Below are 26404 nucleotides of genomic sequence, written 5' to 3' on the forward strand. Positions count from 1 at the left end.
TGACTATGCGTACAAAAAAATGGTTCAGCGGGACATTCGGCATTCCTTATTATCAGCTGCGTTTTGCCGATGGCGGCTCTGGTTCAGGTGGCGAGGGGGACGACAAAGGCGATGACAAGAAAGATGATTCCGGAAAAGATGATAAGGACGATGACAAAAAGGATGATTCCGGCGCCGATGAAAAGAAATATTCTCAGGCCGATGTTGATGCGGCTGTGGAAAGCCGTCTTGCCCGTGAGCGCCGCAAGTGGGAGCGGGAACATCCTGCGCCAAAGAAAAAAGGTGAAGGGGATAAAAAGGATCAGGACAAGGACGAGCAACCTGCAGATGATGGCAGCGCTGCGAAGCTTGCGGCCGCGAATCAGAAATTGGTTCAGGCTGAAGCTAAGTCGGTTGCCCTTACGCTGGGCGTCAAAGCGGACCGTGTGGCCTATGCTGTGCGCATGGCAGATCTGAGCGCAATTGATGTCGACGATGAGCTCGGCGTCGACAGTGAAGCGGTTAAAAAGGCTATGGAGCAGGTGCTTAAAGATATTCCCGAGCTGAAGCCAACACAGGAACAGCAGAAAAAAGGCGCCGGCTTTAAAGTCGGTGGCGACGGAGACAGCTCCGGAGGCGACAAGAAGGGAAGCCTAAAGGACGCTGTTGCCGCATTCTATAAAAAATAACAGGAGGAAAAATTATGGCTATTACCCTTGAAGAAGCAAAAGTAAATGTCCAGGATGCCCTGCAGCTCGGCGTTATTGACGAGTTCCAGAAATCTTCCTGGCTGCTCGACAATCTCACCTTTGACGATGCGGTTAGCCCGACGGGTGGCGGCGCAACGTTGACCTATGGTTATACCCGTGTGATCACTCAGCCGACAGCTGCCTTCCGTGCGGTCAACTCTGAATACGCTCCGCAGGAAGCGAAAAAGAAACGTTTTACCTGTGATCTGAAGGTGTTCGGCGGTGCATACCAGATCGACCGTATTATTGCTGGCATGGGCGGCATCGTGAACGAAGTTACTTTCCAGACCGAGCAGAAAATCAAAGCAGCTCGGGCACTGTTCTCTGATACCGTGATTAATGGGGACAGTGGCGTCGACGATAAGGCTTTCGACGGTCTGGAGAAGGCGGTCACCGGCTCCAGCACGGAATACACGCCGGGAGCAGCCATTGACCTTTCCACCTCCGCTGCGGTGGACACTAACTACAAGGTGTTTCTCGACGAAATAGACAACTTCCTTGCACAACTGGATGGCCGGCCGTCTGCGTTGCTCATGAACAAAAAAATGTGGGCAAAGTTCCGCGCGGCCGCTCGCCGTTCCGCGAGCTTCACCGAGACAAAGGACCGTTTCGGCCAGAACATCACCGCCTATGACCAGATCCCGCTGATTGACCTCGGAGAGAAACCGGGCAGTAACAGCCTGATCGTCGGAGTCAATGGGACAACCGGAGAGACGCCGCTCTATGCGGTACGGCTCGGGCTCGACGGATTCCATGGCGTCAGCATGGCGGGGAAAGCCCCGATCGAAACCTACATGCCGGATTTCACTACGCCTGGTGCGGTAAAGATCGGAGAGGTTGAAATGGTCGCAGCTGTTGCCCTGAAGGCGACAAAAGCCGCTGGCATCATGCGCGGCCTGAAGGTCCAGTAAGGAGGAATCACCATGTCAAAAATCTATGCTCCAAATGAGGAATACACCGGTGTGAGCGCTTCTGTAGCTTTTTCCAAAGGAGTCGGGGAAACAGATAACCCCGCTTTGCTGGATTGGTTCCGTTCCCATGGATATAAGGTCGAGGAGACGGAGAATTTCCAGGTGCCCCAAGAGCCGGGGAAATCCCCCGATGAAATGACGGTGGCGGAACTAAAAGCCTATGCCAAGGAAAAGAACATCGACCTTGGTGATAGCACAAAGAAAGAGGACATACTCGCAAAGATTAAGGGCGGCCAGCAGTAAGAGCCGCCCGGAAGAAAGGAAGCGGATCCGATGGCCTATGCAGACAGCGACTATTATAAAAATACTTATAAAGGTGCTGCAATTCCGGATTCTGAACTGGATCAGCAGCTTGCCGCGGCGTCGGATGACGTGGATTCCATGACTTTTAACCGAATTGGCGGGAACAGTGGAATACTTTTGCTTACGCCATTTCAGCAGGAGAAGATCCGCCGGGCGACCTGCCTTCAGGCGGATTTTCATCATGAATATGCTGAACTTCTCAACAATTCACTCAGTAGCTACGGAATCAACGGCGTATCCATGCAGTGGGATAAATCGGTTCTGGTAAAGCAGGGTAGTACCTTCACCACAAATGAAGTGGTTTCACTGTTACGTCAAACCGGTCTGACTTACCGCGGGGTGATGATATGAAGTGGCCGGAGCTGGTGCCGGATGCCGTCTGCAATACGCCGATCATCATCAACATTACGGACGGCATTAATGAGGACGGTTCCCCGAAGGTGGTTGATACCTGGGAGGGAAAATGTAACTACTCCGAAAAGCAGAAGCAGATTCTTGACGCAGAACGCCGCCTGATCACGCTGGAGGCCACCGCACTGTTTAACGGCGATATTTTCCCCGGGCGCGAAAAATTGGAGGGAGAGGCCACCCTGGACGGCGGGAGCACCGTCCGGACGATCTACCGCGGCAGTCGCGCACGGAATCCGGATGGAACCGTGAATTACACGCAACTGGAGCTGATGTAATGGGTGTCGGAATCAAGATCGATCTGGATGTCGCTGCTATCGCGAAGCTGGAGGCCGCAGCAAAGACGGCGGCCGGCATTGCTATCGAGGCGCTGAAAACTGATGTTATTGCCGCACAGGTGATGCCATTTGACACGGGCGATATGCAGAATAATCAGACCTTCACCGTTACGGAAGAGGACGGCGGGGAAGTTGAGTCGCGTCTTGTCACTGGTTCCCCGCAGGCCCGCCGGCTCTATTATCATCCGGAGTATGATTTTCAAACGGTCAACAATCCAAACGCCGGCGGCGAATGGCTGACACCGTGGATCGACGGCGAAAGAAAGGATTTTCTGAAAGACACCTTCGCCGAGAATTATAAAAAGGAAGCAGGGGTATAAATGCTGACACTGGAGCAGGTCAAGGACTGGCTGAAAAGTCAGGACCCGGATCTTAAAAATTGCATCGCTGTCGGCGGGATTGACGGCAACAAAGAAAAATATGTCGGCGTTTATTCTCTAAAGCCTTCCGGAAGCTCGCAGCGCATCTGCGTCGGTGGAATTGAACAGACACGGTATAGCACCGCGTGGGCGCGTATCTTGATTCATTGGACCAATAGCATGGTAGCGGCGGAAGCCAAGGCACAGGCCGTCTATAGCCTGCTTTACGGGCTATCCAATGTGATGATGGGAGCGACGCCGGTTATCTCTGCGGATCCCGGTCCCGCTCCGATCCCGGTGGGAAAGGATGTGCACGGGTTCTGCGAATATGTTATACAACTTAAAATCTTATATGAAAGGACTTGATTGAATGCCTAATACGGGAGTATTCCCTGTATTCAAAAACCAGTTCAAAATTGGCAGCAAAGGCGAGGACAGTGTAGAGCCGACGGATATGGTCACCATTGCAGAGATGGAAACCTTCAGCGTCAAGATGGATGGTAAGGCTGAAGAGTGGACGCCGATGGAAACAGAAGGCTGGATGAAACGCCTGATGACCGCCAAAGGCTTTACGATTTCCCTCAAAGGTAAACGTTCTGTAGGCGACGTTGGCAACGACTATATTGCCAGCCTCTCGTGGGTGTCCGGCCGCGATTGCAATACGCCTTTTGAATGGACATTCCCGAGCGGTGGCAAGCTGTCTTTCGGCGCGGTTATCAATGTGACCAGCCCGGGCGGCGGTGACAGCACGAACGTGGATAGCCTGGAATTCGATGCCATGAGCAATGGAAAGCCGACTTACACGCCGCCGGCCGGCGCATAAAACAGATTTTATTAACAGCCCTCTGTCATTTGGCAGGGGGCTGAATTTTCAGGAGGAAAACTATATGGGAAAACTCTACACCCTTGATGAAAAGCTCTTGATCGGAACCCCGGAGATCCGCATCGGGGATAAAGTTTATCCGATTGATGACAGGCAGAAAACAGTTAAAAAACTTATGAATATGACAGCGGACAATAAACTTGATTCCGACAACATGGACGAAGTTATGAAACTGGCATTCGGTGAAAAGTCGTCCAAGGAAATCGACGGGATGAACCTCCCGTTTCCCGCATACCGACAGTTGTTTGAACTTGTTACCGCTGCAATGACCGGAGAAGATCCGGAAGAGGTCGCGGCCCGATTTCAGGAATCCAAAAAGAAGACAACCAAACAGCAATAGCTGGTATGACGTCGATTACGATAAGATCCTGATTGAGCAGAGCATTGCCAAGCAGTATGGCGTTCTGCCGTCGGAGCAGGAAAATCTGAAATATTCTGACTGGTCGAAAATGGTCAGCGGTCTGATGGACGATACGCCTCTTGGCCGTGTGGTTGGCGTCCGGTCGGAAACTAACAAAGACATCATTAAAAATTACACGAAAGAACAGCGCGCCGTCAGAGATGAGTGGCCGCGCTTTCTAGCGTCTCGGGTTAAGGACGAGAAATTTACTAAGTCAGACGAGGCGGATTGGTACAAGCAGATGGCCGAAATGGAGCTTGCTTTTGCGGCCGCATTCAGTCCAAAAGTGGGGAGGTGATCTCGTGGCAGAAGGTACAGGCACGTCGGTCGGCGTTATCACGCTGGACCTGCGAATTGTCAGTAAACTTAATGAGCAGCTTAACTCTATTGCCGCCAATGCCAACAGGTCGGCGCAACAGAGCTTTCAGCAGGTCGGCAAAACAGTGCAGGAATCTATTTCTAAGCCCATGGAGAACGCCGGAAAGACCATGGAGAAGGCAATCACCGCTCCTATCGAGAGAGCAAGTGCCGCCGTGAAAGCTCCGTTAAAGGCCGTAACCGATCAGGTAGAACAAACGGCAGATGAAATTGAAGCAATCGCGGCCAGAGCAAACAAGCGCCTGCATGACAGTATCACCAATCCGGATGGCAGAGGGTTATTGCCGACGACTGCGAAACTGCATGGACACAGCGCGCTTGAAACGGATCCAACGGAATTTATGAACAACTGGGATGACGCTACACTGAAGCCGAAAGTACAGGAAACTCCTTCTGTGACTGCATCCGCAAGCGGCGCGGCGCAGACGTCACAAGTTGCCAGCAGTGCCTTCACTCGCATGGCTGCCCGGATACAGAGTGCATTTGCATCTGTGAATCAGTCGGTAAAAAAAACATTTTCCGATATCACATCCGGCGCTCAAAGCACCGCGGCGAAGACGATCAAGTCAGCGCAGGATTCTGTCAAGGCTGTTGAATCAGCAGAGCGTAAAAAGCGATCTGCTACGATGGGGACATTACGCACGCAGACCAACGCAATGATTTCGGCCGTTACGAGTAATGCCCAGGGTATTGCAAAAGTCGGAGTGCTGGGCCGCGCGATGTCAAGCAGCCTGACGGGATCTTTGTCAGTCGCGGCGCCTCTGGCTCTTGCCGCCGCGGCATTTGCTACCTTGAGGAAGGCTTTTTCGCTGGCCACTGTTAATAGCGATCAGTTCAAAAAATCCCTAAATGAGGTTAAAGCCAATCTGGAAATCGCGTTCACCCCGATTTATCAGGCAATCCTGCCGGCGCTCAATTCTCTGATGGCCTGGCTGGCTGCCGCCACAAAGCAAGTCGCGGCTTTCATTTCCGCCTTATTCGGAAAGACCTACGCGCAATCCCTCGCGGCCACAAAGCAAATGCAGAAGAACGCCGCGGATGCGGAGAAGAAAAAATCCGGAAGCGGATCCAAAGACAAGGGCCAGCTGGCCAGTTTTGACGAGCTGAAGGTCATCAGCCAGAAGGGCGGCGCCGCCGGCACCGACGCCATTGATTATGATGCCCTGAATACAAAAGGCACCGAAGCGGCTACGAGCCTTGCAGAGAAATTCAAATCCGTCTGGGCCGGGATCGCGGCCGGATTCAACGATTATGTCACAAAACCGATTCAGGACAACCTCTCTAAATTTGATGCTCCTGTTGCCAGATTCAAGGCTCTTTTCGCCGGTATTGGTGAACAGTGCCGGGAATGGATGACACCGTTGTCCAACTGGTTTCAGACGGATTTCAAAAGCGCGCTGGCGCAGGGAATCAGCGACGGTTCGACCATGCTTTCCGGATTTATGGACAGCCTGGCCATGGTTGCGGAAACAGTCTGGGCAACGCTGCAGCCGGCTATAAACTGGATAATCCGGAACGGCCTTCCGATTTTAACAGACGCTTTTAAGGAAGTTAGCAAAACCACTGTAGTGGCCTTTGATGCCGTGAAAACTGTCTTTGATACCCTGTGGCATGGCGTGATAGATCCATTCGCTCAGTTTGTCAGCAAGGTTATTGTAGATATCCTGAACACCTTTAAATCCCTATGGGAACAGTACGGCGTAACGACTTTTGAAAATATCCGCACTATGATCAACTCGGTTAGGGACACGTTCCTGAATGTCTGGAACAGCTTTCTGAAGCCGGTCTTTGATCAAATTTTCTCGGTGTTAGATCAGCTGTGGACAGATCATCTGCTGCCGCTAATCGGGCAGATCGGCGAGTTTGTGATGAAGCTTGTCAACGGCGCAATGGAAATCTATAACGGATTTATCGCTCCTCTTGTCAACTGGTTTGTCACAACGCTTGGGCCTCCGATCGCCGAGGTCCTCAAATGGGTCATTAAAAATATCGGCGATACCGTCGGTGCAATACTTGACGCAGCGGCCAACATCTTTAAGGCCCTTGGCGGCGTGATCGATTTCCTTGTAGGTGTCTTCACCGGCGACTGGGGGAAAGCATGGAAGGGCATACAGGAAATTTTTAGCGGCGTTTTCGGTGCCTTGTATGATATCGCAAAGACTCCACTTAATGCAATTATCGGACTCCTCGAGGGATTTTCCAACGCCTTTATTGATGGAGTCAACGGGATTATTGAAACTCTTAATAAAATTCGCATTCCTGATGACTTTCCAATTAAGAAATGGGCGGGCGTAGGAATTCACATTGAACCAAAGGCACATATCTCTATTCCTCGCCTTGCGAACGGCGGTGTGCTGGAGCAGCCGACGCTGGCCATGATGGGTGAGTATGCCGGGGCGCGGAGCAATCCGGAAATCGCGACGCCGCAGTCGCTGATGATGGACACGTTCATGGAAACGTTGGTCCCCCTGCTGAACGAGCTGGAGGAATTCCGCGAGGATATGGTCCAGCTCCTGCGTGAAATCATTGCGAAGAATCCGAATATCATACTGGACGGTGCCATGATAGCCCGCCTGCTGAAGCCCTACTTTGACGAGGAGGACAAGCGCGTCGGCGGAACAATCTTTTAGAGGAGGGACCATATGAAATACCAAGGCGAAATAAAAGTAAACGGTATCTGGGTGCCTTCTACCACCACACTGGATTTTGAAACATCGGATTTAGACCTCGAAGCTTTCCGGACAACGGACAGTCTGGCGCATCGGCAGCGTGTTGGCAAAAAAATAAAACTCAATTGTGTCTGGCAGGTTATTGAGGATGATGATGACTTTCGGGAGACCTTCAATATCCTTGACAACCTGCCGGAATATTTTCCGTTCGTTTTTCCACATCCTGGCGGGAGCCTCGCATTTGAGATTACTGCATACCGAGGTAACCCGCTAAGCACGTCGTTAAGAACATTTTATTACGATAGGACAAACCATAAGATCGCACAATGGAAAGGGCTTAAAGTTAATTTTATTGAGCAGTAAAGGAGGAAGAGCGGTATGATTCGGGTTTCTGACAAGTTTTATACCGCTGCGCGTGCTTTTGCCCGTAGGTGGAGAGGGCGGGTTTCCTTCGGCGTGTTCGATGTAACCGCCCGCGGGGATGCGACGGCCGCAGCGGATCAGCAGCCGTTTTCGGACGTATCAAAGACTCTGGACACGGTGGTGAGCGTTCCGGCGGTTGGAACCTGTGAACAGGACCAGTTCAAGGTGAATGGCAGCATGAGCCTATTCCCGGATAATCCGCCGGCCGGCATGAATTTCGGCTGGTGGTCCACGGCAGTCTCCGGATCTGACGGAACCTTTACGGATCCGCCGGCTGTCACATACACCTTCACGAAGCCTCACAGCTCCGTAGGACTCACGCTTCAGTTCGCGGAAACGGTGCAGGACCTTCGCGCCACTGCGTACCAGGGCGACACCGTGCTATCAAGCAAGACCTTCACGGGCATTAATTCCGCTCTGGCCGTCCTGGACTTTCCTGTCGAAAACTACGACAAGCTGGTGATTGAGATCCACCGGGTGCAGCCGTATCATTACGCAAAGCTGCTTGAAATCAGTTTCGGAGTGGAATATATCTACAACGACACGATGCTTACCGGCTACGATGTACTGGAGGAAATCGATCTGACCGGCAACACCATCAGCACTAACACGGCCACGATCACCCTGAACAATCTTGATCAGCGGTTCAATATGTTCAATCCCCAGAATGAAGTACGCTTTCTGCAGGAGCGCCAGCAGCTGACAGTGACTGCCGGATTACTGGTGGATGAAGATTATGAGGATATCCCGCTCGGCCGGTTTTATTTGTCAAAATGGGAGAGCCCCACGCAGAACACAACCAAATTCACGGCCAACGACCTGCTGGCATTGATGGATGGCACTTACTACAAATCCCGCCTGTATGACCATGAGCGGGCCGAGACCGTCCTCCTGGAACTGTTCGATGATCTGAATCTATACGATGTCCAGGGCAACCCGCTTTTCTATATCCATCCGAACATCAAAGATGTTCAGCTCAGCGGGTACTTGGCTCCGATGAGCTACCGAGATGCTCTGCAGCGGATTGCTTTTGCCCTGGGAGCCGTGGTTAAGGTGGATCGGTATGGCAAGCTGTTGATCTACCGCGCGACCGAGGAAACCCGGAACGCGATCGTGATCGATCAGTACACCATCTATCAGAGTACCTTGATCGCCGGAACGTTTGTGGCCGGACAAGGTATCATCCTTCCGCGTAAGGCTGTCCCGCTGCCGAATCCGGTCGTTATCGACCGGTCCATGTACAAGGATCCTAAGACGACGCTCGGAAAATATTACAACCAGGTCAATGTGGAGCAATTCGGCTGGCGGCTGAAGGAAGAGACGGAAACCCTGTATGAAGGGGCCATTACCGGTAACGCGACTGTTCAGTTTTCGGCATATCCCGCAACCGAAGTCTCCGTCACTGGGGCCTATGAAAGCGTGGAGATTTACGCCTGCGCCTGTAAGGTCATCGGTGCATCCGGAACTATTACGGTTACTGGCCGGGCGTATGAGCCTCTGAAAAAGGTTGTGTCCGCTCAGCTTTCAACAGTGACCGCCGGCACGACGCCGAACGCCCTCGACGTCAAGGACGTCACTCTGATCGCCCAAGACGACACGGCGCAGTATGTTGCTGTCTGGCTCCTGGATCAGCTGCAGAATCGGATTACACAATCTTTTCCGTGGTGTGTGATCCCTTCCGTGGAGGTCTCCGACTTTTGCAAGGTGGAGACGGCTTTCGGTGAAATGCGGGAATCTCAGATCAAGAAAATGCATTTTGTGTACAATGGTGCTCTCACCGGGGACAGCGAGGTGATCGGATGATCTGGACGGCGCCCAGGGAATGGGCTGAAAGCGACAAAATCAATATTACAGACTGGCAGCGCATTGAGAATAACACGCGCTGGATTGCAGAGTTTTACGGCGTGTCCCTTGCTTATAAGGATTGGCAGCATACGAGCTGGCCAACGCCGGCAGAGGTCGCCCGGATCGAGAGCAATATCAACACTCTGCTGGACCAGACATATGCCTTCCAGACAAAATTTGATTGGCAGCTCCTCAATGATATTGAAAGCTGCCTTCAGGCGCTGCATGAAAAGGTTGTGGAGCTTCAGCTGAGCATCCGCCGTGCCGGCACGTTCGTTGCAGGACAGGATATTTACATACCGATAGGAGTGGTTTAATTTGGCGAAGATTACAATCGTAAACGAAGAAGGGCAGAACCTCAACCGCTATCTGATTACGCCGACGGACGGAAGCGAGCCGTTTACGGCCGTCCTGGTACGTGCAGCCGACATCACCAAACAAGGAACGCCGTTCAACGACGATACAATGGGGCATTATGTTCAGACGGAGGATGTCGCAGATTTATCAACGGCCGTCCAGTCCGCCACTATCGGCGGAACGCCGGTCCCAAAGAGCGGAACGACGCTGCAGCTTCCGGCATATCCGGTCATTCCCAGCAGCCTTCCCGCCAACGGAGGCACAGCAGATTACGCCCATTATAGCAGTCACGCGGTCGGCTCCGGCAGCGCGGCCCTTCGAAACATTACCATGTCCACGGCGGGACCGTCTGGCGGTTCGGACGGCGACGTATGGCATCAATACTCATGAGGCGGTGGGAATATGCCAATATGGGATAATATCGGTGGCGTATACCATAAAACCAAGTCGTACAGCAATATAGGCGGGGTGTGGGTGCCGGACAAAAAGACCTATGACAATATTGCCGGGGTGTGGCGGCAATCGTATTCCGGGGCAGTGGAGTGGACATACCAGGCATCCGTATCGGGTAACGGAATCAGCAAAATATATACTTATGGAGTTGGCGAAGAGGCAAGTGCTTATATCGGGGTGGATAACACCGCTCAGGGCGATCTTGATAATACGTGTGCTGTGCTGTACACGCTCAAAGAGCCGATCACCATTCCTGCCGGGTCAACTGTAGTCATTAACGGTATTGCAAGTTTGGCGAATTATACATCTCTTGTACAATTCTTGTTACAGTTTAATGGGGTACAGGTATGGGCATCTATGTTTGGCTGGACCAAGGAAAAGCTCGGCATTTATACTTATACCATACCATCAACAATCACAGTGTCCAGTATAACTGTAAGTGTTTTCACGAGGATCAGTAAAGCAAACTGGAATCTATGTAGTGCCGCAGTAACCATCAATCCGTTGGATGGGGATTCGTTCTTGCTCAATAGCACAGGAAAATCTAATTAATCAGGAGGTAAATTTTATGCAAACAATTAAATTCGCGAACGACACGGAGTTGCCCGTTATATCCGCCATTGCGATGAAAACTCAAATGGATACGGGCGTACCTGATGTTATGGGTACGTTTCGGACGGCAATCTATATCCAGATCGCTAAAGATGTAATAACACTGGACGCGCTGGATGCTCTGACCGCTAACAGCGCCAACACGGCTAAGCTGACGCTGATCGACGGCGACAAGCAGTATGTCCATGACAATTACAGCATCCGCGCGGAGCTGGCCGTCAAGACTGTGGAGATCACGCCCGCCACCGATTCGGCCCCGGCGGTTACGGAGGACAGGCTGTGCGTCACGCTGGCGCAGCTCACCTATCTGGAGGTCACACAGGCGGCGCAGCAGGCTATGATCGACCTGCTGACATTAAGAGCATTGGAGGGATAATCATGAGTATAGCAGCGCAGAATCTCAACCGGCTCTATAACGGCGGCGCGGGGCCGCTCACCAAGGACGGCCTAAAGCGCGCCGTGACGCTCGGTTGGATATCCACTAATGAATATCAGCAGATCACAGGGGAGGTGTATGAAGCGTGAACATTATCCAGAAACCCAGCAAGAATTTTAACAGCCGCGGACCGTGGGCACCCAATGTGATCGTAAACCATATCACCGGCGGCAATAAGGTCAGCAGCGCGATCAATGAATTTACGGTAAATGATCGGGCTTCCGCACATTTTGTGGTTGACCTGGACGGTACCGTATATCAATGCGTCGATATCAGACAAGCCGCGTGGGGGAACGGGACAAGTCAAACACAGTATTATTCTGCTGTGCAGGACGGCAAAACGGTATCTCTCGCGAGTAAGGTATGGAGCCAATACTCAAAATTGGACATCGTCCGCAATCGTAAAGTTAATGCGAACCTGTACACGATCAGCATCGAGCATGTCAATGCGGGCGGCGGCGTGCTGACAGCTCCGCAGCTTGCCGCGACCATCGAATTGCATAAATACATCATTGCCGAGGTTAAGCGCATCTATGGTATCACAATTCCGATCGACCGGGAACACATCACCGGCCATTGCTTTATCGCGCCAAAGACCAAACCATCCTGTCCTGGAGCGTATTTCCCATACGATTCCATTCTTGCGGGGATTTTGGGGAAAATTGAGGTCAAGAGCGACACCACCTGCGATATGGTCATGAAGCAGGGCGCGACGTATCAGCTGAAACTAACTTCTATCATTCAACCGGCCGTCACGATCGGTACTGCGGGGGTGCTTACTCAGGAATTAGTCAGGCAAACCGGTAACGACTATTTTGTAAAGATCAAGGCTGTCGGAAAGCCGGGTACCGGCGCGGGCGTGTTCGCGAACGGGAAAAAGCTGTTCGCAGTCAATATAGAGTAAGGGGGGCCTGATACAGTGACGGCGCAAAACTGGATTACTCTCATCAGTGCCGTTGTCGCGGCCTTGGCGTTGCTGGTCACGCTGCTTCGCGGTATGCAGTCAGATGCCCGCGAGGACGGAAAAACAGCAGAAATATTGCGGCAGGTTGATGGAAAACTTAAAAGCATAACCGATCAGGAAGCGGCCAATAGCGCCCGAATTGAAACTATCGTTGAGCGCGTCGTCGCTGTCGAACAATCCGCAAAGCAAGCACACCACCGCATTGATGAACTGCGGGAAGAGCTTCATAAATAAAATTTGCCCCAGATATGGGGCAGGAAAGAAGGATACATATGAAAATTGATTGGAAACGGAAACTTACTTCCCGGAAGCTGTGGGCGGCAATCGTATCGTTTGCCGCGTTGCTTGTCGTCGCCCTGGGTGGCACCGAGGCGCAGGCGACGCAGATCACTGCATTGATTATGGCCGGTGCAACCGTCGTAGCCTACATCATCGGCGAGGGCCTTATAGATGCGGCAAGCGCTGGGGCGGCAACGATCACACAGTACAGCGCTCCGGTTATCGGTACGGTTGACCCCGCACCGGCCGAATCCGCACAAACCGGTGCGAATCAGGCCGCGGAGGTCAAGCAGAACACGGCGCTGTCCGGGAGCGAGAAAACAGAATAGACTTAACGAAAGGGCATCGGATTAATTTCCGGTGCCCTTTTTTCATTTACTTCTATTTGCATTAGAAATATAATAGTAAATAGAGGAAAGCGATAGGGGGCAGAGCATCATGGGAGAATATGTTTTAAGAAGGCCTATATCAATTAATTATTTGTGGGATTGTACTGCTGAAGAATGCTGGAAGACGGCATTGGATGATTATTGGAGCCATGTAAAAATACAAAATAGAAAATTGGAGGAGGAATTAGAACATTTAGATTCTATTGCTGTTTCTAAATTATCTGCTGAAGAATTCTATGATTTTCTATATAGCAAATACTTTGTATGGAAATATACGGCACCAAATCGTCTGGCGACAACTCGAATGAATCTGCAAAAACATCTCATTAATATTGATAGGCTAGGCAAAATTAAAAGCCAAATTTTTTTATTTGATTTAGAGAACCCAGAACTAGGGCTAAAAATAGTAACACAAATTAATGGCCTTGGAACAGCAGGAGCGTCAGGACTGCTATCATTATTATTCCCAAAATATTTTGCTACCGTCGACCAGTTCACAGCCAAAGCTTTATACCAAATAGAGAGTTTGACTGAAAGAGATGCACTGAAAGGTTTTAACCCTGAAGGTTTATCGTTGAAAGCTGGTGCGCTTCTTATTGGGATTATGAAAGAAAAAGCCCATGTATTGAACCAACAATTTCAAACTGACTTTTGGACACCTCGTAAAATTGATAAAATTTTATGGGGAATAGGAAGATAATGTATTTCAGAATTGGCATCTACAGCTATTTTGAGGGCAAAGGATGGGAAAACAGAATAACAAAGAAGTATCCCCCGCTGGCCTTCTGGATGACAGGGGAATATTGACTGGATTTAATTAAAATGCTAAAATAGATAAAAATTAATTAGGATGATGAAAGATGTCGATGATAACTTGTCCGGAGTGCTCAAAGGAAATCTCTGATAGAGCAGAAGTATGTCCTAACTGTGGCTATCCAATAAAAGCGTCCTTAACGGAGGATATTCCTAATTCAACCTCAAATGTTAGTTTCAAAGGGTGGGCAGCTATTGCGACCGTTTTGGGATGTGCTGCAAGCTATTTTATGGGAATTGTATTCCAAAGTGAAGAAGTTAGTTCTCGAATTATCAAAAATCCTTTTGCTGTTGCATTTATGCAAGATTACAGAGTGATCAATAATGTAACTTATTATTATAATTACACAGCATTTGCGGTGGGACTTATGATAACGATAGGCGTGGTAGTTGCACTTTTGGCAACCGGTGAAAAGAAAAACACAAAATGATTCTGTTTTTTTCGTAGTTTTGATATTTATTCAAGAACTACTTGAATTTATAAACTGACAATATAAAAGGCCTTAACAGTTGCTCTATACCAATTGTTAAGGCCTTTATTATTGATAATATTATGGTACTGATTCTTCAGTCCCGATATCTGTCAAAATTGCTTTCAGCTCCGGATATGGCATGCTGAAGCGCTGGCTCAAATAGCGCAGCGAGGCTGCCAACTCTCCGTCCGGACCACCGTACTGGGCGATGACAATCTGCGCCAGCTTCGGATTGGTATTTTTGATATTGATCGGATACTGCAGGTTCTTCTGGTAATTCCACATTATTTGTTTCCCCCCTTGTTAACATCCCACGGCCATGGGTCGTTGATCCATGCCAGCGGCTGGTGTCTGAACTGTTCTGATTCATCGGCCCGTAGGCCGCTTCGTACTGTGCGGTTAATTCCCCTGCCATCCTGCGGTATTCCTCTTGCTGCTTTGCTGCCTTACAATCGCCGGGATGGGTGAAAACAGAAAGCTCCCAGGTTGCAAAACGGCAGTCGTTCATCCTGCGCATCCGCTGCTCCTGTTCGCTCATTTCCTCCTGCCTCCCAAAAACGGTTTGTCAAGCTCAGGGAAGATGGTTCCCATCTCCAGCCCTTTTTCAGGAGTGTAAGTGGAATTGAATTGTTGGAATGGAACATAGGCCATTGCTACGACCGGCATCGCCGGAAGGGGAGTCGGACTCATTTCACAGCCCTGTCCGTCCATATCCATCATATTATCTGCCATTTTATCTGTCATTCTTTTTTCTCCTCTCGTGAGCATTGGTATTATCTCACAATATATTATGTATTAGGATTTCAAATGGTGTAATTGCTTATTTCGTAACTTGACATTTCAAAAATGCGGGATTAATATTAGTTTACTAACAGTTAGGTTCCTAATTGACAGGAGGGGCTTTTATGCCGGTTACGCTGCATATGGCAATCAATCGGGTGTTTCACGCGCAAAAAAATGTGACGCGGCCCGGAATGGCGAAAATCGGCCTTTCGACGGGACAGCCGAAAATTCTGAACCACCTTTCGCGGCAGAACCACTGCATGCAGAAGGATATTGCGTCGGCGCTGGACATCGAACCGGCCACCGTGTCGCAGATTCTGAACAATATGGTGCAGGCCGGCCTGATCCGGCGGTCCGACCCCGCGGAAAGAAAAAGGGCGGAGTCGGTGTCCATAACGGAAAAGGGCCGTGAATATCTGGAGAAATGGCAGCGGCTTTGCAAAGAAATCGAGGAGGTCTCCCTGAAAGGGTTCACGCGGGAGGAACAGGAGCAGTTTCTGGATTACCTCTACCGCATGTACTGGAATCTGACTGGGAAAGAGATTGAATAACGCCTGTCTCGGCACTTGGAGGGGAATGCGTGTTAAACCGTTTTTTTATCTATTTTGACAAGTATCGCAGGCATCTGGCCGGCGGAGTCGTCTGCGTCGCTCTGGAAGCGATGTTCGAGCTTGTCATTCCACTGATTATGGCCGACATCATCGACGTGGGCGTCGCCAACCGCGATACGGACTATATCCTGCGGAAAAGCCTTGCCATGGTTGCCTGTGCGCTGATCTCGCTGCTTCTGGGCATGATTTACGCGCGCCTGGCGGCCAGAGCGGGCCAGGGCTTCGGCGCGGAGCTGAGGAAAGCGGAATACCGCAAAATACAGGGCTTTTCCTTTTCCAATATGGATCATTTCAGCACCCCGTCGCTGATTACCCGGCTTACCAGCGACATCACCATTTTGCAGAACGCGATCTGCAACGGGATCCGGCCGATGGTCCGCGGCCCGGTCATGATGGTGATGGCGCTGGCTATGTCGATGAAACTGAGCGCGAAGCTGGCGGTGGTTTTCCTGATCGCGATGCCCGTGCTGGCCGTCTGTCTGGTTCTGATCCTCCGCAAGCTTCGCCCGATGTACGGAAAGATGCAGAAGGCGCTGGACCGGGTAAACTCCATTGTACAGGAGAATCTGACGGCGATCCGTACGGTGAAATCCTATGTGAAGGGCGACAGCGAATGCCTGAAATTCGGCGCCGTCAACGAAACGTTCCGGTCCTCCTCGGAAACGGCTTTCCATTACGCGGCGCTGAATATGCCCTGCTTCCAGTTTGTCATGTATTCCACCGTTCTGTGCATTCTATGGTTCGGAGGAAACTTTATCCACACGGGTACCATGCAGGTGGGGCAGCTGACCGGCTTTTTGAGCTATGTTCTGCAGATCCTGAACTCGCTGATGATGATTTCCAACGTGTTCCTGATGCTCAGCCGCTCGATGACCTCCGCTTACCGTATTGCGGAAGTGCTGGACGAACCGGCGGGGATCACCGGCGGCACGGGCAGCGGGACGGTGGAGCACGGAAGCATCGACTTTGAGCATGTCTGCTTCAAATATCAGGAGACGGCCAGAGAATACGTGCTGTCCGACATCAGCCTGCATATCGGCGCCGGTCAGACGGTGGGCATCATCGGCGGAACGGGCTCCGCGAAATCCTCGCTGGTACAGCTGATTCCCCGGCTTTACGACGTTACCTCCGGCAGCCTGAAAATAGACGGCCGCGACGTTAAGGAGTACCCGCTTGCGCATCTGCGCGACGCCGTGGGAATGGTGCTGCAGAAAAACACCCTTTTCAGCGGGACCATCCGCGAAAACCTGAAATGGGGAAATGAAAACGCCACCGACGAAGAGCTGGACTGGGCGTGCCGGATTGCCTGCGCGGATGAATTCCTGTCCCGGATGCCGGAAGGGTACGACACCGACCTCGGGCAGGGCGGCGTGAATGTTTCCGGCGGGCAGAAGCAGCGGCTCTGCATTGCCCGCGCGCTGCTGAAACGTCCCAGGGTGCTGATTTTTGACGATTCCACCAGCGCGGTGGACACCGCCACCGAGGCGAAAATCCGCGGAAGGCTGGCGGAGGAGCTGAAGGGTACGACAAAGATCATGATCACCCAGCGCATCAGCTCCATTGAAAACGCGGACCTGATCGTGGTGCTGGAGGACGGGAAAATCAACGAAGCCGGCACGCATGAAAGCCTGCTGGCGCACAATCCGATTTATCGCGATATTTATGAATTTCAGCAGAAGGGGGCCGCGGTGTAATGGCGAGAACAAGGCTGCATGAAAAGCCCAAGGATATCCGGAAAACGCTGAAATTCCTCTGGCGCTATCTGAAAAAGCACAGAACCGCGCTGCTGCTGATTGTCTTCATGGTGGCCGTCAGCGCCGGGGCGAACGTTTTCGGCACCTATCTGCTGAAACCGGCCGTCAACGACTATATTATTCCCGGGAACATCCGGGGACTGATGAAAATCCTGATCTTTATGGCCGCCGTCTATTTCGCCGGCGTAGCCGCGTCCTACGGATATTCCCAGCTGATGGTAAAGATTGCGCAGAAGATCGTGCAGGAAATCCGGGACGACCTTTTCCGTAAAGTGCAGACGCTGCCCCTGAGCTTTTTCGACGCAAAAACACACGGCGAACTGATGAGCCGGTTTACAAACGATATCGATACCATCGCCGAGGCCATGAACAACAGCTTTACCGTGCTGATCCAGAGCTTTATTATCATCGTCGGCACATTTACGGTGCTGATTATCCTGAATGCCGAGCTGTCGGCGATTGTGCTTCTGTCCTTCCTCGGCATGTTCCTGTTTCTGCGGTACAGCGGAAAGAAAAGCCACGCATATTTTTCCAGCCAGCAGAAGTTTATGGGCAGGCTGAACGGCTTTATGGAGGAGATGGTGGAGGGGCAGAAGGTCGTCAAGGTTTTTAATCACGAGGACAGGGACTTTGAAGAATTCTGCGGCCGCAACGACAAGCTGCTGGACGCCGCCACGGGCGCGCTGACTTATTCGGGGCTTCTGATTCCGGTGGTGGTCAGCATTTCCTATTTCAACTATGCGCTTTCCGCCTGTATCGGCGCGTTCTTTGCCATTGCGGGCAGAATCGATCTGGGAAGCCTTGCCTCCTACCTTGTTTATGTCCGCCAGACGGCGATGCCCGTCAACCAGTTCTCCCAGCAGCTCAACTTTATTCTGGCCGCCCTGTCCGGTGCGGAGCGGATTTTTGAAGTGATGGAGGAAACGCCGGAAACGGACGATGGTAACGTGACCCTTGTGCATGCCGCGGCGGGGGAAAACGGCGAGCTGAGGGAATGCGCGGAGCGTACGGGCCGGTGGGCCTGGCGCGTGCCGGACGCGGACGGGACCGCCCGGCTGGTGCCGCTTCTGGGCGACGTCCGTTTTCACGACGTGGTGTTCGGCTACGTTCCCGGCCGCCCCGTTTTGAAGGGAATCAACCTTTACGCGAAGCCAGGCCAGAAAATTGCCTTCGTGGGCTCGACCGGCGCGGGCAAGACGACCGTTGCCAACCTGATCAACCGTTTTTACGACGTCACCTCCGGAAGCATCACCTACGACGGGATCGACGTCCGGAAGATCAAAAAAGACGACCTGCGTCATTCGCTCGCCGTCGTTTTGCAGGACACCCATCTGTTTACGGGCACGATCGCCGACAATATCCGTTACGGAAATCCGGACGCGGACAGGGAACAGGTGATCGGCGCCGCACGGTTGGCGAACGCGGATTCCTTTATCCAGAGGCTGCCGGACGGCTACGACACCATGCTTTCCGGCGACGGCGGAAACCTGAGCCAGGGCCAGCGCCAGCTGCTCGCCATCGCGCGCGCCGCGGTCTCCGACCCGCCGGTGCTGATTCTGGACGAGGCGACCAGCTCCGTGGACGCCCACACGGAAAAGCTGATTGAAACCGGCATGGACCACCTGATGGAAAACCGGACGGTCTTCGTCATTGCCCACCGGCTTTCCACCGTGCGAAACGCCAAGGCCATCATCGTGCTGGAAAACGGCGAAATTCTGGAGCGGGGCAGCCACGAGGAGCTGATTGCCCAGAAGGGGCGGTATTATCGATTGTACACCGGTCAGTTCGAATTGTCCTGAGGGTTCCAACTCCAGGCTTTCGGCTGTTTTCATAGACCGGCATATCCTCCGAATCGTTGCGTAAATGCGAAAGAGCCCTGCTTGCGTGAGTGTACGAAAGCAGGGCTCTTTCAGGTGTTTCCGGCTCTTGAAAAATTTTTGCGGAAAGAATAGAATTTAAGAAAAGAAACGGCTGAGGCCGCGGAAAGGAGACGCCATGAAATTTTTGATTGTTCAGGGAGATATTACAAAGCAAACGGCAGATGCTATGGTAAACGCGGCAAACACTTCCCTGCTGGGCGGCGGGGGAGTGGACGGGGCCATCCACCGCGCGGCGGGGCCGGAGCTTCTCAGGGAATGCCGGACCCTGCGCGGCTGTGAGACCGGAAAGGCGAAAATCACAAAGGGGTACCGCCTTCCCGCAAAGTACGTCATCCATACGCCCGGCCCGGTGTGGCGGGATGGAAAAAGCGGCGAACCGGAGCTGCTGGAAAGCTGTTACCGTTCCTGCCTTGCGCTGGCGGAGGAATACCGGTGCCGCACGGTTGCGCTTCCTTCCATCAGCACGGGCGTTTATCGTTTTCCGCCGGAGCTTGCCGCCCGAATCGCCGTAAGGACGATTCTGGAATTTCTGGGCCGGAGCACCGCTGTGGAAACGGTCACCATGGTCTGCTTTGACCCGGAGACAAAGGCGGCGTACGACCGCGCGCTGGCGGCCGCCTTACAGTAGCGTTGTGAATTCGGAAATCTGGAAAGGGGGATGTTTTATGTCGATTGCAGGTGCGTTTATTATGCCGCACCCTCCCATTATCCTGCCGGAGGTGGGGAAAGGGGAGGAACGGAAAATTCAGAGGACCGCCGACGCGTGCCGGGAGGCCGCGGACAGGATCGCGGCGCTGAAGCCGGACACGGTGGTGGTGACTTCGCCGCATTCCGTCCTGTACGCGGATTACTTCCATATTTTTCCCGGCGAGCACGCCCACGGGGATTTTGCGCGTTTCGGCGCGCCGCAGGCCGCTGTCGACGCCCGGTACGACACCGAATTTGTACGGGCGCTGACCGACGCGGCCGGGAAAGCGGGATTGCCCGCCGGAACCTTTGGCGAGCGGGAAAAAGCACTTGACCACGGCACCATGATTCCGCTACGCTTTTTAAACGAACGCTGCGCCGACTATCGGCTGGTGCGCATCGGGCTTTCCGGGCTGCCCGGGCCGGACCATTACCGGCTGGGAAAATGCATCGCCCAAACGGCGGAGGCTCTGGGCCGGAAGGTCGTTTTTATCGCGAGCGGGGACCTCTCCCACCGGCTCAGAGAGGACGGGCCCTACGGCTTTGCAAGGGAAGGTCCCGAGTTTGACAGCCGGGTGACCGACGCGATGGCAAAGGGGGATTTCCTGCGCTTCCTGACTTTTGACCCCGGTTTCTGCGACGCGGCGGCGGAATGCGGGCTGCGCTCGTTTATCATCATGGCGGGCGCGCTGGACGGAAAGGCCGTCCAACCCGAGCTGCTTTCGTATGAGGGGCCGTTCGGGATCGGGTACGGCGTCTGCGCTTTCCGGATCATCGGAGACGACGAAAGCCGCCGGTTTGATTCGGCCTTTGAAGCTGAAGAGAAAAAAAGACTGGAGCTGGTCCGGTCGCGGGAGGATGAATATGTCAGGCTGGCCCGGCTGTCGCTGGAAACCTATGTCCGGACAGGGAAAAGGGCGGAGCTTCCCGCCGGGCTGCCGGAAGAAATGCTGCGCCGACGGGCGGGGACTTTCGTGTCGCTGAAAAAGAACGGGGAGCTTCGGGGATGCATCGGCACCGTCGGGCCGGTGACAGCCTGCACAGCGGAGGAAATCGTAAGGAACGCGGTCAGCGCCGGCACGGAGGATCCGCGCTTTGCGCCCGTGACGGAGCGGGAGCTGCCGGAACTTGTCTACAGCGTGGACGTGCTGGCGAGCCCGGAACCGATCGGCACAATGGAGGAACTGGATGTCGGGCGCTACGGCGTCATTGTCACCAGCGGGTACAAACGCGGACTGCTGCTGCCGGATCTGGAAGGGGTCGATACCCCGGAGCGGCAGGTGTCCGTCGCCATGCAAAAAGCGGGGATCCGCAAAGGGGAACCCTGCTCTCTGGAACGGTTCGAGGTGGTGCGCCACAAATGAAAATCATCTGTGAAATCTGTCCCCATCACTGCGCGCTGGAGGAGGGGCAGACCGGCCTGTGCCGCGCGCGCAGAAACAGCGGCGGCAAAGTGATTTGTGACAACTACGGGAAAGTGACCTGCCTTGCGCTTGACCCCATCGAAAAGAAGCCGCTGCGCCGGTTCCGCCCCGGCGGGAAAATCCTGTCCGTCGGCAGCTACGGCTGCAACCTGCGTTGTCCGTTCTGCCAGAACAGCTCCATTTCCATGGCGGACGGGGAACACGCGGAAACCGCTGCGGTTTCGCCCGCGGCTCTGGCCGAAAAGGCCGCGGAGCTCGTGCCGCGCGGGAATATCGGCGTCGCGTATACCTACAACGAACCGCTTGTCGGCTATGAGTTTGTCCGGGACTGCGCCGCCCTCGTCCGGGCGCGCGGGATGAAAAATGTCGCCGTGACCAACGGCTGCATCTGCGAAGGGCCGCTGAAAGACCTGCTCCCGCTGATCGACGCGGTGAACATCGACCTGAAGGGCTTTACCGAACGTTTTTACCGGATGGTCGGCGGCGACCTGAAAACGGTGATGCGCGCGATTGAGCTGTCGGCGCAAAGCTGCCACACGGAAGTGACCACTCTGGTGATTCCCGGGGAAAATGACAGCGGGGAGGAAATGGATGCGCTCTCCGGATGGCTTGCTTCGGTGGACGCGAAAATCCCGCTGCACGTCACCCGGTTCTTCCCGTGCTTTCAGATGACCGACCGCGGCCCGACTCCGGTAGAAACCGTTTACCGGCTGGCGGAAATCGCCCGCGGGCATCTGCGGTACGTCTATGTGGGAAACTGCTGACCGGCGGTGCCGTTAAGGAGTCCGCCCCTTCCACGCGGGCAGCTTCGCCAGCGTTCTGACCGCCAGCTCGCGGGCGGCTTTTTCGTCGATCCCCTGTGTGCGGATCAGGAACCGGACGGTACCCTCCAGCTTTTCCGGGTAGGACTGCATGGAACCGTCCGGTCTGGCACAGTAAATGCAGTAATCCCTGCTTTCGTCCTTCAGGGGATAATCGGACGGCTTTGTCATGGGCATTCCGCAGGCAATACATGTTTTCATATTTTTCACACCTTTCGATCGCTTTCATAGGCTTCCAGCGCGGGGATCAGGCAATGGGTGATTCCCTGTACGCCGGATACGGTCATTGTCATCAGAATCGTATCCCTGATTTCGTCCCGCGATGCACCGGCCATTCTGGCCATGGGGACATGCGTGGCAACGGCTTTGGCGTCTCCCTGGGACGCCTTGATTCCGATAAATCAACTGCCGGGTTTTGGCGTCGAGCGCGCCGGAAGAGACCGCCCTAATGAGTCCGTCAAACGCTTCGGAGATCTGGGGCGCTTCCTCTTTCAGTACTGCAAACGGGTTTTGATTGATCATGCCGGTTACCTCCTTTTATAAATATCGACATTCAGCTTGCGGAGCTCCCATTTTCCGAGCTCCGTCAGGGAAAAGACGGTCGCTTTGCCGGCGTCGCGTTCAAACCACCCCAGTTCCGGCAGCCGCGAAAAAAGCCGGTTGCCCAGCGTGCCGCCAAGGTGCCCGTAACAGGATTTTGCTTTCAGCATTTCCGGGGAATGTTCGTTCATTGTCTTCAGCTCCTTTTTGATTGTGCCATTTTCAGGTAGCTGTCGATCAGCGTTTCGCCGTACCTGTCGATGACCTTCCCGCCGGGGGCGAACAGGTCCGCGTTGGCAAGATAGTGGTGGATCAGCCCCAACCATAGATTGAAAAGCAGGGAAACAGGCATCCGGAGGATTTTTCCGGCTTTCATTTCCCGCTCCGCCGCCCGGCTGAAATGCAGGGAGATCACGGACTGCAAAGAAATCCAGGCGTCCCGGGCCTGTGTGGGAAGCTGACGGTTTTCCGTGACAAGCACGGTGTAAAACGGCTCGTATTCCTGAATGCCGTCCAGGTGGGCGCGGAGCACTTCCCGCAGGGTTTGGCCGGAATCCGCAAGCTCATGTGTACGCTGTGCTGTTTTCCCGACATACACTTCGATCACTTCCGCCATGAGGGCGTCCAGCGACGGGAAATGAACGAACACCGTGCCGTGGGAAACTCCTGCCGCCCCGGCGATATCGGAAATTCTGGTGCTGAGAAAGCCGCGTTCGGAAAACATTTCAAAGGCTGTTTTGATTAAAAGCTCCCTTGTCTGCTCCTTTTGCAGCTGGCGGGCTGTTTTTTTCATTTCAATGACTCCTAAATCAGTGAATTTACAGTCATTATATAACCATAAATGGATTCTGTCAAGCAGGCAGAACACTTTTAAGCCCCTTTTCTTGACTAATCTGCAAAATTGCCGTAAAATTTATGGCAGTACGCCGCTGATCGGCAAAACCGGAGGATGATAACTTTGCGTTCGATACGAATTGACCCCGTCCTGTATACGTCAAAGCCCGCGGATGAGCGGCTTCCGGGAGAGACGGCGGTCTATGACCTGCTGGACAGGCTGGAAATCCCTTATACCCGCATTGACCACGACGCCGCCGGTCATGTGGACTTTTGCGACGAGGTAGGGCAAATCCTCGGGGTGGATATCTGCAAAAACCTGTTCCTGTGCAACCGGCAGAAAACGGACTTTTATCTTTTGATGATGCCGGGCAAGAAGGAGTTTCGTACGAAAGATCTTTCCGCGCAGATCGGCAGTTCCCGCCTGTCTTTTGCGGACGCCGAACGCATGGAGGAATATCTGAAGGTCACGCCGGGCTCCGTCAGCGTGATGGGCCTGATGAACGACGGCGGAAAGAGGGTCCGGCTGCTGATTGACCGGGAGGTGGCGCAGTCTGAATATTTCGGATGCCATCCATGCATCAATACCTCCAGCCTGAAAATCAGGACAGCCGACCTGCTTGAAAAATTCCTTCCCTTTGTAGAGCATGAACCGGTTTTTGTCACACTGTAATTTGAAAATCCGCCTGCATATCGCATGAGTGAAAAAAATTCACATTATAGAATTTCATAAAATCCCAACGCACCCGGAACGGCTTGAAAGCCTGTCTGGGTGCGTTTTTTATGCGATGTTTTCCCTCTGAAAATTACGGCACGCCATTCTTTGTAAGCGATAAAAAACATTTCAAAAATTAGCCTGAACAGTGCCATTTTATCCTGAATATTACTGTGATATAGAGTGATTTGAATGGAGGGCGACAATGAAGGGTATCGATGTCAGTAAGCATAACGGCACCATTGACTGGGGCAGGGTGGCGGCTTCCGGAATCGAATTTGTAATGGTCCGCGCCGGATACGGAAACCGGATCAGCCAGAAGGACCCCAAGTTTGAAGAGAATCTCCGGGGGGTGCTTTCCCACAATCTGCATGCCGGCGCATACTGGTTCAGCTACGCGGTGTCCGCGGCGGACGCCCAGGCCGAGGCGGAGGTCTGTAAAAAGATCCTTGCGCCCTATAAGGGGAAGCTGGACTTTCCGATCGCGTTTGATTATGAATACGATTCGATCCGCTACGCAAACGAACAGGGCGTCGATCCGGACAATACCCAGATCGACGGCATGGGCCGCGCGTTTCTGGAGAGGATGAAGGCGGACGGATGGTATGCCGCGCTTTATACGAACAATGATTTCATCCGGTCCGGCAGATTCAGCGCGGCTGCTTTAAAGGCCTACGACGTGTGGCTCGCCGATTACAGCGGGGAGCCGGATTACCCCTGCGCCATCCGGCAGACCGGCTCGACGGGGACGGTTCCGGGCATCGGCGGAAAAGTGGACACGGATGAGTCCTTTCGGAATTATCCGGCCATCATCCCCGCCGGGGGTTATAACGGTTATCCGGTGCAGGTGAGTACTATTGTGGAGATCGATACCACAATGGATATTTCCTACGCGCACGGGACGTACTATGTTGTAAAAACCACGTCCTCCCGGCCGGTGACTCTTACCGCCGGGACGGGCGGGGTCGCGGCTATCGTGCCGTTTCCCCGCACCGGGAACATTCAGCTGTTCGCGGTGGTGGCCGTGGGACAGTCCGGCCGGGAGACGGGGGTCTACACCTCCGTGTCCGGCGAAAAACCCCTGCGGCGCTTCAAGTTCAAAATTCAGTAGAGAGGGGATAAGAAATGGGAAAATGGAAAGCGGCCGTGATCGCGATATTCGCTGTGCTGTCCGCGTGGCTGGGGGTGCTGGCCGTTCCGGTTCTGCTGCTCGCGGCGGTAAACGTCATTGACTACGCTACCGGCCTTGCAGCGGCGAAATTCCGCGGCCAGAAAGTCAGCAGCTACAAAAGCTTTCGCGGGATCGCGAAAAAGATAAGCATGTGGCTTCTGGTGGCGGTGGGCGCGATTCTGGACTGCCTGCTTGCTTACGCGGCGCAGCAGGCCGGAACAGAGCTGCATTTCGGCTATGCCGTCGCGTCGCTTGCTGCGGTGTGACTGATCTGCAACGAGGTCATCAGCATTCTGGAAAACATATCCGATATCGGCGTGGCGCTGCCGCCGTTTTTGATGAAAATAGCGAGCGCCTTAAAATCACAGGTGGAAAGCAAAATCGATTAGAACCGTTTATAACGGATCAGGCGCAGGCCCCGGAGTCCGAAAGGACCACCCGAAGCCCGCGCCTGTTTTTTTGTCCGGAAAGTCTTTTATAAGGAACAGTCCTTACTTACGACTGCTGAAAGCAGTAGAGGGAGTAAGACGACTGTGTGCCGGACGCGGAGGACCCGGTGTCACCGCCGTATTCGGACGGGTCAACGAGCACCGCATTTTCCTTCACATAGGAGGTGATTTCGGAGTTGGAACCTCTCGCCATACCGCTTTGCTCCGACACAAGGAAGTAGGTGACTTTCCCTTCGCTGACCAGCTGTTTCAGC

Annotated in this window: 37 protein-coding genes and 3 pseudogenes; 32 read left to right on the plus strand and 8 right to left on the minus strand. The window is 53.4% G+C overall.

Annotation, left to right across the window (positions count from 1 at the left end; translation table 11 throughout):
- Positions 1 to 5: 5 nt before the first annotated feature.
- The 23 genes from ACQGQ5_RS12080 (at position 6) to ACQGQ5_RS12190 (ending at position 14439) form a co-directional block, all read left to right on the plus strand.
- Entirely contained in the window at positions 6 to 668 is a 663-nt protein-coding gene (locus tag ACQGQ5_RS12080; RefSeq protein WP_455736754.1) for a hypothetical protein, read from the plus strand.
- A 14-nt stretch (positions 669 to 682) separates the two neighbouring features.
- Entirely contained in the window at positions 683 to 1639 is a 957-nt protein-coding gene (locus tag ACQGQ5_RS12085; protein WP_455736755.1) for a major capsid protein, read from the plus strand.
- A 12-nt stretch (positions 1640 to 1651) separates the two neighbouring features.
- The gene (locus tag ACQGQ5_RS12090; RefSeq protein WP_455736756.1) at positions 1652 to 1942 is read left to right on the plus strand and encodes a hypothetical protein; all 291 of its coding nucleotides are present in this window, start codon (positions 1652 to 1654) and stop codon (positions 1940 to 1942) included.
- 30 nt (positions 1943 to 1972) lie between these two features.
- Positions 1973 to 2353 carry a hypothetical protein gene (locus ACQGQ5_RS12095; protein WP_455736757.1) on the plus strand — a complete coding sequence of 127 codons (381 nt, stop codon included), beginning with the start codon at positions 1973 to 1975 and terminating at the stop codon, positions 2351 to 2353.
- Complete coding sequence (locus ACQGQ5_RS12100; protein ID WP_455736758.1) at positions 2350 to 2688, plus strand: hypothetical protein; 339 nt, start codon at positions 2350 to 2352, stop codon at positions 2686 to 2688. Before ACQGQ5_RS12095 ends, ACQGQ5_RS12100 begins: the two co-directional genes overlap by 4 nt.
- Complete coding sequence (locus ACQGQ5_RS12105) at positions 2688 to 3068, plus strand: hypothetical protein (RefSeq protein ID WP_455736759.1); 381 nt, start codon at positions 2688 to 2690, stop codon at positions 3066 to 3068. Before ACQGQ5_RS12100 ends, ACQGQ5_RS12105 begins: the two co-directional genes overlap by 1 nt.
- A complete protein-coding gene (locus tag ACQGQ5_RS12110) occupies positions 3069 to 3473 on the plus strand; it encodes a hypothetical protein (RefSeq protein WP_455736760.1) in 405 nt (134 codons plus the stop codon).
- Positions 3474 to 3477: 4 nt separating this feature from the next.
- On the plus strand, positions 3478 to 3930 hold the full coding sequence (locus tag ACQGQ5_RS12115) for a phage tail tube protein (RefSeq protein ID WP_455736761.1): 453 nt from the start codon (positions 3478 to 3480) through the stop codon (positions 3928 to 3930).
- Positions 3931 to 3994: 64 nt separating this feature from the next.
- Positions 3995 to 4330, plus strand: coding sequence for a hypothetical protein (locus ACQGQ5_RS12120; RefSeq protein WP_455736762.1), 336 nt, complete (start codon positions 3995 to 3997; stop codon positions 4328 to 4330).
- A gap of 43 nt (positions 4331 to 4373) precedes the next feature.
- The gene (locus ACQGQ5_RS12125; protein WP_455736790.1) at positions 4374 to 4688 is read left to right on the plus strand and encodes a hypothetical protein; all 315 of its coding nucleotides are present in this window, start codon (positions 4374 to 4376) and stop codon (positions 4686 to 4688) included.
- A 4-nt stretch (positions 4689 to 4692) separates the two neighbouring features.
- The gene (locus tag ACQGQ5_RS12130; RefSeq protein WP_455736763.1) at positions 4693 to 7398 is read left to right on the plus strand and encodes a phage tail protein; all 2706 of its coding nucleotides are present in this window, start codon (positions 4693 to 4695) and stop codon (positions 7396 to 7398) included.
- Between the two features lie 12 nt (positions 7399 to 7410).
- A complete protein-coding gene (locus ACQGQ5_RS12135) occupies positions 7411 to 7800 on the plus strand; it encodes a hypothetical protein (protein WP_455736764.1) in 390 nt (129 codons plus the stop codon).
- A gap of 15 nt (positions 7801 to 7815) precedes the next feature.
- Entirely contained in the window at positions 7816 to 9663 is a 1848-nt protein-coding gene (locus ACQGQ5_RS12140) for a hypothetical protein (RefSeq protein ID WP_455736765.1), read from the plus strand.
- On the plus strand, positions 9660 to 10022 hold the full coding sequence (locus ACQGQ5_RS12145; RefSeq protein ID WP_455736766.1) for a hypothetical protein: 363 nt from the start codon (positions 9660 to 9662) through the stop codon (positions 10020 to 10022). Before ACQGQ5_RS12140 ends, ACQGQ5_RS12145 begins: the two co-directional genes overlap by 4 nt.
- 1 nt (position 10023) lies before the next feature.
- Entirely contained in the window at positions 10024 to 10452 is a 429-nt protein-coding gene (locus ACQGQ5_RS12150; RefSeq protein ID WP_455736767.1) for a hypothetical protein, read from the plus strand.
- 12 nt (positions 10453 to 10464) lie between these two features.
- Positions 10465 to 11067 (plus strand): hypothetical protein, encoded by a 603-nt coding sequence (locus tag ACQGQ5_RS12155; protein ID WP_455736768.1) that lies wholly within the window; start codon positions 10465 to 10467, stop codon positions 11065 to 11067.
- Between the two features lie 16 nt (positions 11068 to 11083).
- A complete protein-coding gene (locus ACQGQ5_RS12160) occupies positions 11084 to 11503 on the plus strand; it encodes a hypothetical protein (RefSeq protein ID WP_455736769.1) in 420 nt (139 codons plus the stop codon).
- A 2-nt stretch (positions 11504 to 11505) separates the two neighbouring features.
- A complete protein-coding gene (locus ACQGQ5_RS12165) occupies positions 11506 to 11652 on the plus strand; it encodes an XkdX family protein (protein WP_455736770.1) in 147 nt (48 codons plus the stop codon).
- The gene (locus ACQGQ5_RS12170; RefSeq protein ID WP_455736771.1) at positions 11649 to 12467 is read left to right on the plus strand and encodes an N-acetylmuramoyl-L-alanine amidase; all 819 of its coding nucleotides are present in this window, start codon (positions 11649 to 11651) and stop codon (positions 12465 to 12467) included. The genes ACQGQ5_RS12165 and ACQGQ5_RS12170 overlap by 4 nt, the downstream gene beginning before the upstream one ends.
- A 15-nt stretch (positions 12468 to 12482) precedes the next feature.
- Positions 12483 to 12761, plus strand: coding sequence for a hypothetical protein (locus ACQGQ5_RS12175; RefSeq protein ID WP_455736772.1), 279 nt, complete (start codon positions 12483 to 12485; stop codon positions 12759 to 12761).
- A gap of 38 nt (positions 12762 to 12799) precedes the next feature.
- Positions 12800 to 13135: a hypothetical protein gene (locus tag ACQGQ5_RS12180; protein ID WP_455736773.1), complete on the plus strand. Its 336-nt coding sequence runs from the start codon at positions 12800 to 12802 to the stop codon at positions 13133 to 13135.
- A gap of 109 nt (positions 13136 to 13244) precedes the next feature.
- Positions 13245 to 13895 carry a hypothetical protein gene (locus ACQGQ5_RS12185; RefSeq protein WP_455736774.1) on the plus strand — a complete coding sequence of 217 codons (651 nt, stop codon included), beginning with the start codon at positions 13245 to 13247 and terminating at the stop codon, positions 13893 to 13895.
- Positions 13896 to 14055: 160 nt separating this feature from the next.
- On the plus strand, positions 14056 to 14439 hold the full coding sequence (locus ACQGQ5_RS12190) for a zinc ribbon domain-containing protein (protein WP_455736775.1): 384 nt from the start codon (positions 14056 to 14058) through the stop codon (positions 14437 to 14439).
- A 132-nt stretch (positions 14440 to 14571) separates the two neighbouring features.
- On the opposite strand, the pseudogene ACQGQ5_RS12195 reads toward ACQGQ5_RS12190, so the two are convergent.
- The 3 genes and pseudogenes from ACQGQ5_RS12195 to ACQGQ5_RS12205 form a co-directional block, all read right to left on the minus strand.
- Positions 14572 to 14766, minus strand: a pseudogene (locus tag ACQGQ5_RS12195) (manganese catalase family protein); the annotation flags it as partial.
- 64 nt (positions 14767 to 14830) lie between these two features.
- Positions 14831 to 15019: pseudogene (locus ACQGQ5_RS12200) on the minus strand (spore coat protein CotJB); the annotation flags it as partial.
- Positions 15016 to 15225 carry a spore coat associated protein CotJA gene (locus tag ACQGQ5_RS12205; protein ID WP_455736776.1) on the minus strand — a complete coding sequence of 70 codons (210 nt, stop codon included), beginning with the start codon at positions 15223 to 15225 and terminating at the stop codon, positions 15016 to 15018. The pseudogene ACQGQ5_RS12200 and the gene ACQGQ5_RS12205, both read right to left, overlap by 4 nt.
- A gap of 161 nt (positions 15226 to 15386) precedes the next feature.
- Between ACQGQ5_RS12205 and ACQGQ5_RS12210 the strand changes: the two genes are divergently transcribed.
- The 6 genes from ACQGQ5_RS12210 (at position 15387) to amrS (ending at position 22384) form a co-directional block, all read left to right on the plus strand.
- Complete coding sequence (locus ACQGQ5_RS12210) at positions 15387 to 15815, plus strand: MarR family winged helix-turn-helix transcriptional regulator (protein WP_455736777.1); 429 nt, start codon at positions 15387 to 15389, stop codon at positions 15813 to 15815.
- A gap of 29 nt (positions 15816 to 15844) precedes the next feature.
- The gene (locus ACQGQ5_RS12215) at positions 15845 to 17569 is read left to right on the plus strand and encodes an ABC transporter ATP-binding protein (protein WP_455736778.1); all 1725 of its coding nucleotides are present in this window, start codon (positions 15845 to 15847) and stop codon (positions 17567 to 17569) included.
- The gene (locus tag ACQGQ5_RS12220; RefSeq protein WP_455736779.1) at positions 17569 to 19428 is read left to right on the plus strand and encodes an ABC transporter ATP-binding protein; all 1860 of its coding nucleotides are present in this window, start codon (positions 17569 to 17571) and stop codon (positions 19426 to 19428) included. Before ACQGQ5_RS12215 ends, ACQGQ5_RS12220 begins: the two co-directional genes overlap by 1 nt.
- Positions 19429 to 19624: 196 nt before the next feature.
- Entirely contained in the window at positions 19625 to 20137 is a 513-nt protein-coding gene (locus ACQGQ5_RS12225) for an O-acetyl-ADP-ribose deacetylase (RefSeq protein WP_455736780.1), read from the plus strand.
- Positions 20138 to 20174: 37 nt separating this feature from the next.
- Positions 20175 to 21560: an AmmeMemoRadiSam system protein A gene (gene amrA, locus ACQGQ5_RS12230; RefSeq protein ID WP_455736781.1), complete on the plus strand. Its 1386-nt coding sequence runs from the start codon at positions 20175 to 20177 to the stop codon at positions 21558 to 21560.
- Entirely contained in the window at positions 21557 to 22384 is an 828-nt protein-coding gene (gene amrS / locus ACQGQ5_RS12235; protein ID WP_455736782.1) for an AmmeMemoRadiSam system radical SAM enzyme, read from the plus strand. The genes amrA and amrS overlap by 4 nt, the downstream gene beginning before the upstream one ends.
- A 12-nt stretch (positions 22385 to 22396) precedes the next feature.
- Here amrS and ACQGQ5_RS12240 read toward each other — a convergent pair whose 3' ends face one another.
- From ACQGQ5_RS12240 to ACQGQ5_RS12255, 4 genes are all read right to left on the minus strand, one after another.
- Positions 22397 to 22642 (minus strand): zinc ribbon domain-containing protein, encoded by a 246-nt coding sequence (locus ACQGQ5_RS12240; RefSeq protein WP_444658315.1) that lies wholly within the window; start codon positions 22640 to 22642, stop codon positions 22397 to 22399.
- 5 nt (positions 22643 to 22647) lie between these two features.
- Positions 22648 to 22785, minus strand: coding sequence for a hypothetical protein (locus tag ACQGQ5_RS12245; protein WP_455736783.1), 138 nt, complete (start codon positions 22783 to 22785; stop codon positions 22648 to 22650).
- A gap of 183 nt (positions 22786 to 22968) precedes the next feature.
- Entirely contained in the window at positions 22969 to 23172 is a 204-nt protein-coding gene (locus tag ACQGQ5_RS12250; RefSeq protein ID WP_455736784.1) for a hypothetical protein, read from the minus strand.
- 5 nt (positions 23173 to 23177) lie between these two features.
- Positions 23178 to 23774, minus strand: coding sequence for a TetR/AcrR family transcriptional regulator (locus ACQGQ5_RS12255; protein WP_455736785.1), 597 nt, complete (start codon positions 23772 to 23774; stop codon positions 23178 to 23180).
- A gap of 165 nt (positions 23775 to 23939) precedes the next feature.
- Between ACQGQ5_RS12255 and ACQGQ5_RS12260 the strand changes: the two genes are divergently transcribed.
- The 3 genes and pseudogenes from ACQGQ5_RS12260 (at position 23940) to ACQGQ5_RS12270 (ending at position 26090) form a co-directional block, all read left to right on the plus strand.
- The gene (locus tag ACQGQ5_RS12260) at positions 23940 to 24488 is read left to right on the plus strand and encodes a prolyl-tRNA synthetase associated domain-containing protein (RefSeq protein WP_455736786.1); all 549 of its coding nucleotides are present in this window, start codon (positions 23940 to 23942) and stop codon (positions 24486 to 24488) included.
- Positions 24489 to 24735: 247 nt separating this feature from the next.
- Positions 24736 to 25641 carry a GH25 family lysozyme gene (locus ACQGQ5_RS12265; protein ID WP_455736787.1) on the plus strand — a complete coding sequence of 302 codons (906 nt, stop codon included), beginning with the start codon at positions 24736 to 24738 and terminating at the stop codon, positions 25639 to 25641.
- Between the two features lie 14 nt (positions 25642 to 25655).
- Positions 25656 to 26090: pseudogene (locus tag ACQGQ5_RS12270) on the plus strand (phage holin family protein).
- Positions 26091 to 26196: 106 nt separating this feature from the next.
- On the opposite strand, the gene ACQGQ5_RS12275 reads toward ACQGQ5_RS12270, so the two are convergent.
- A partial coding sequence (locus ACQGQ5_RS12275; RefSeq protein WP_455736788.1) for a mannosyltransferase YkcB-related protein occupies positions 26197 to 26404 on the minus strand: 208 nt, incomplete at its 5' end.

The sequence above is a fragment of the Caproiciproducens sp. genome, from assembly GCF_053840905.1.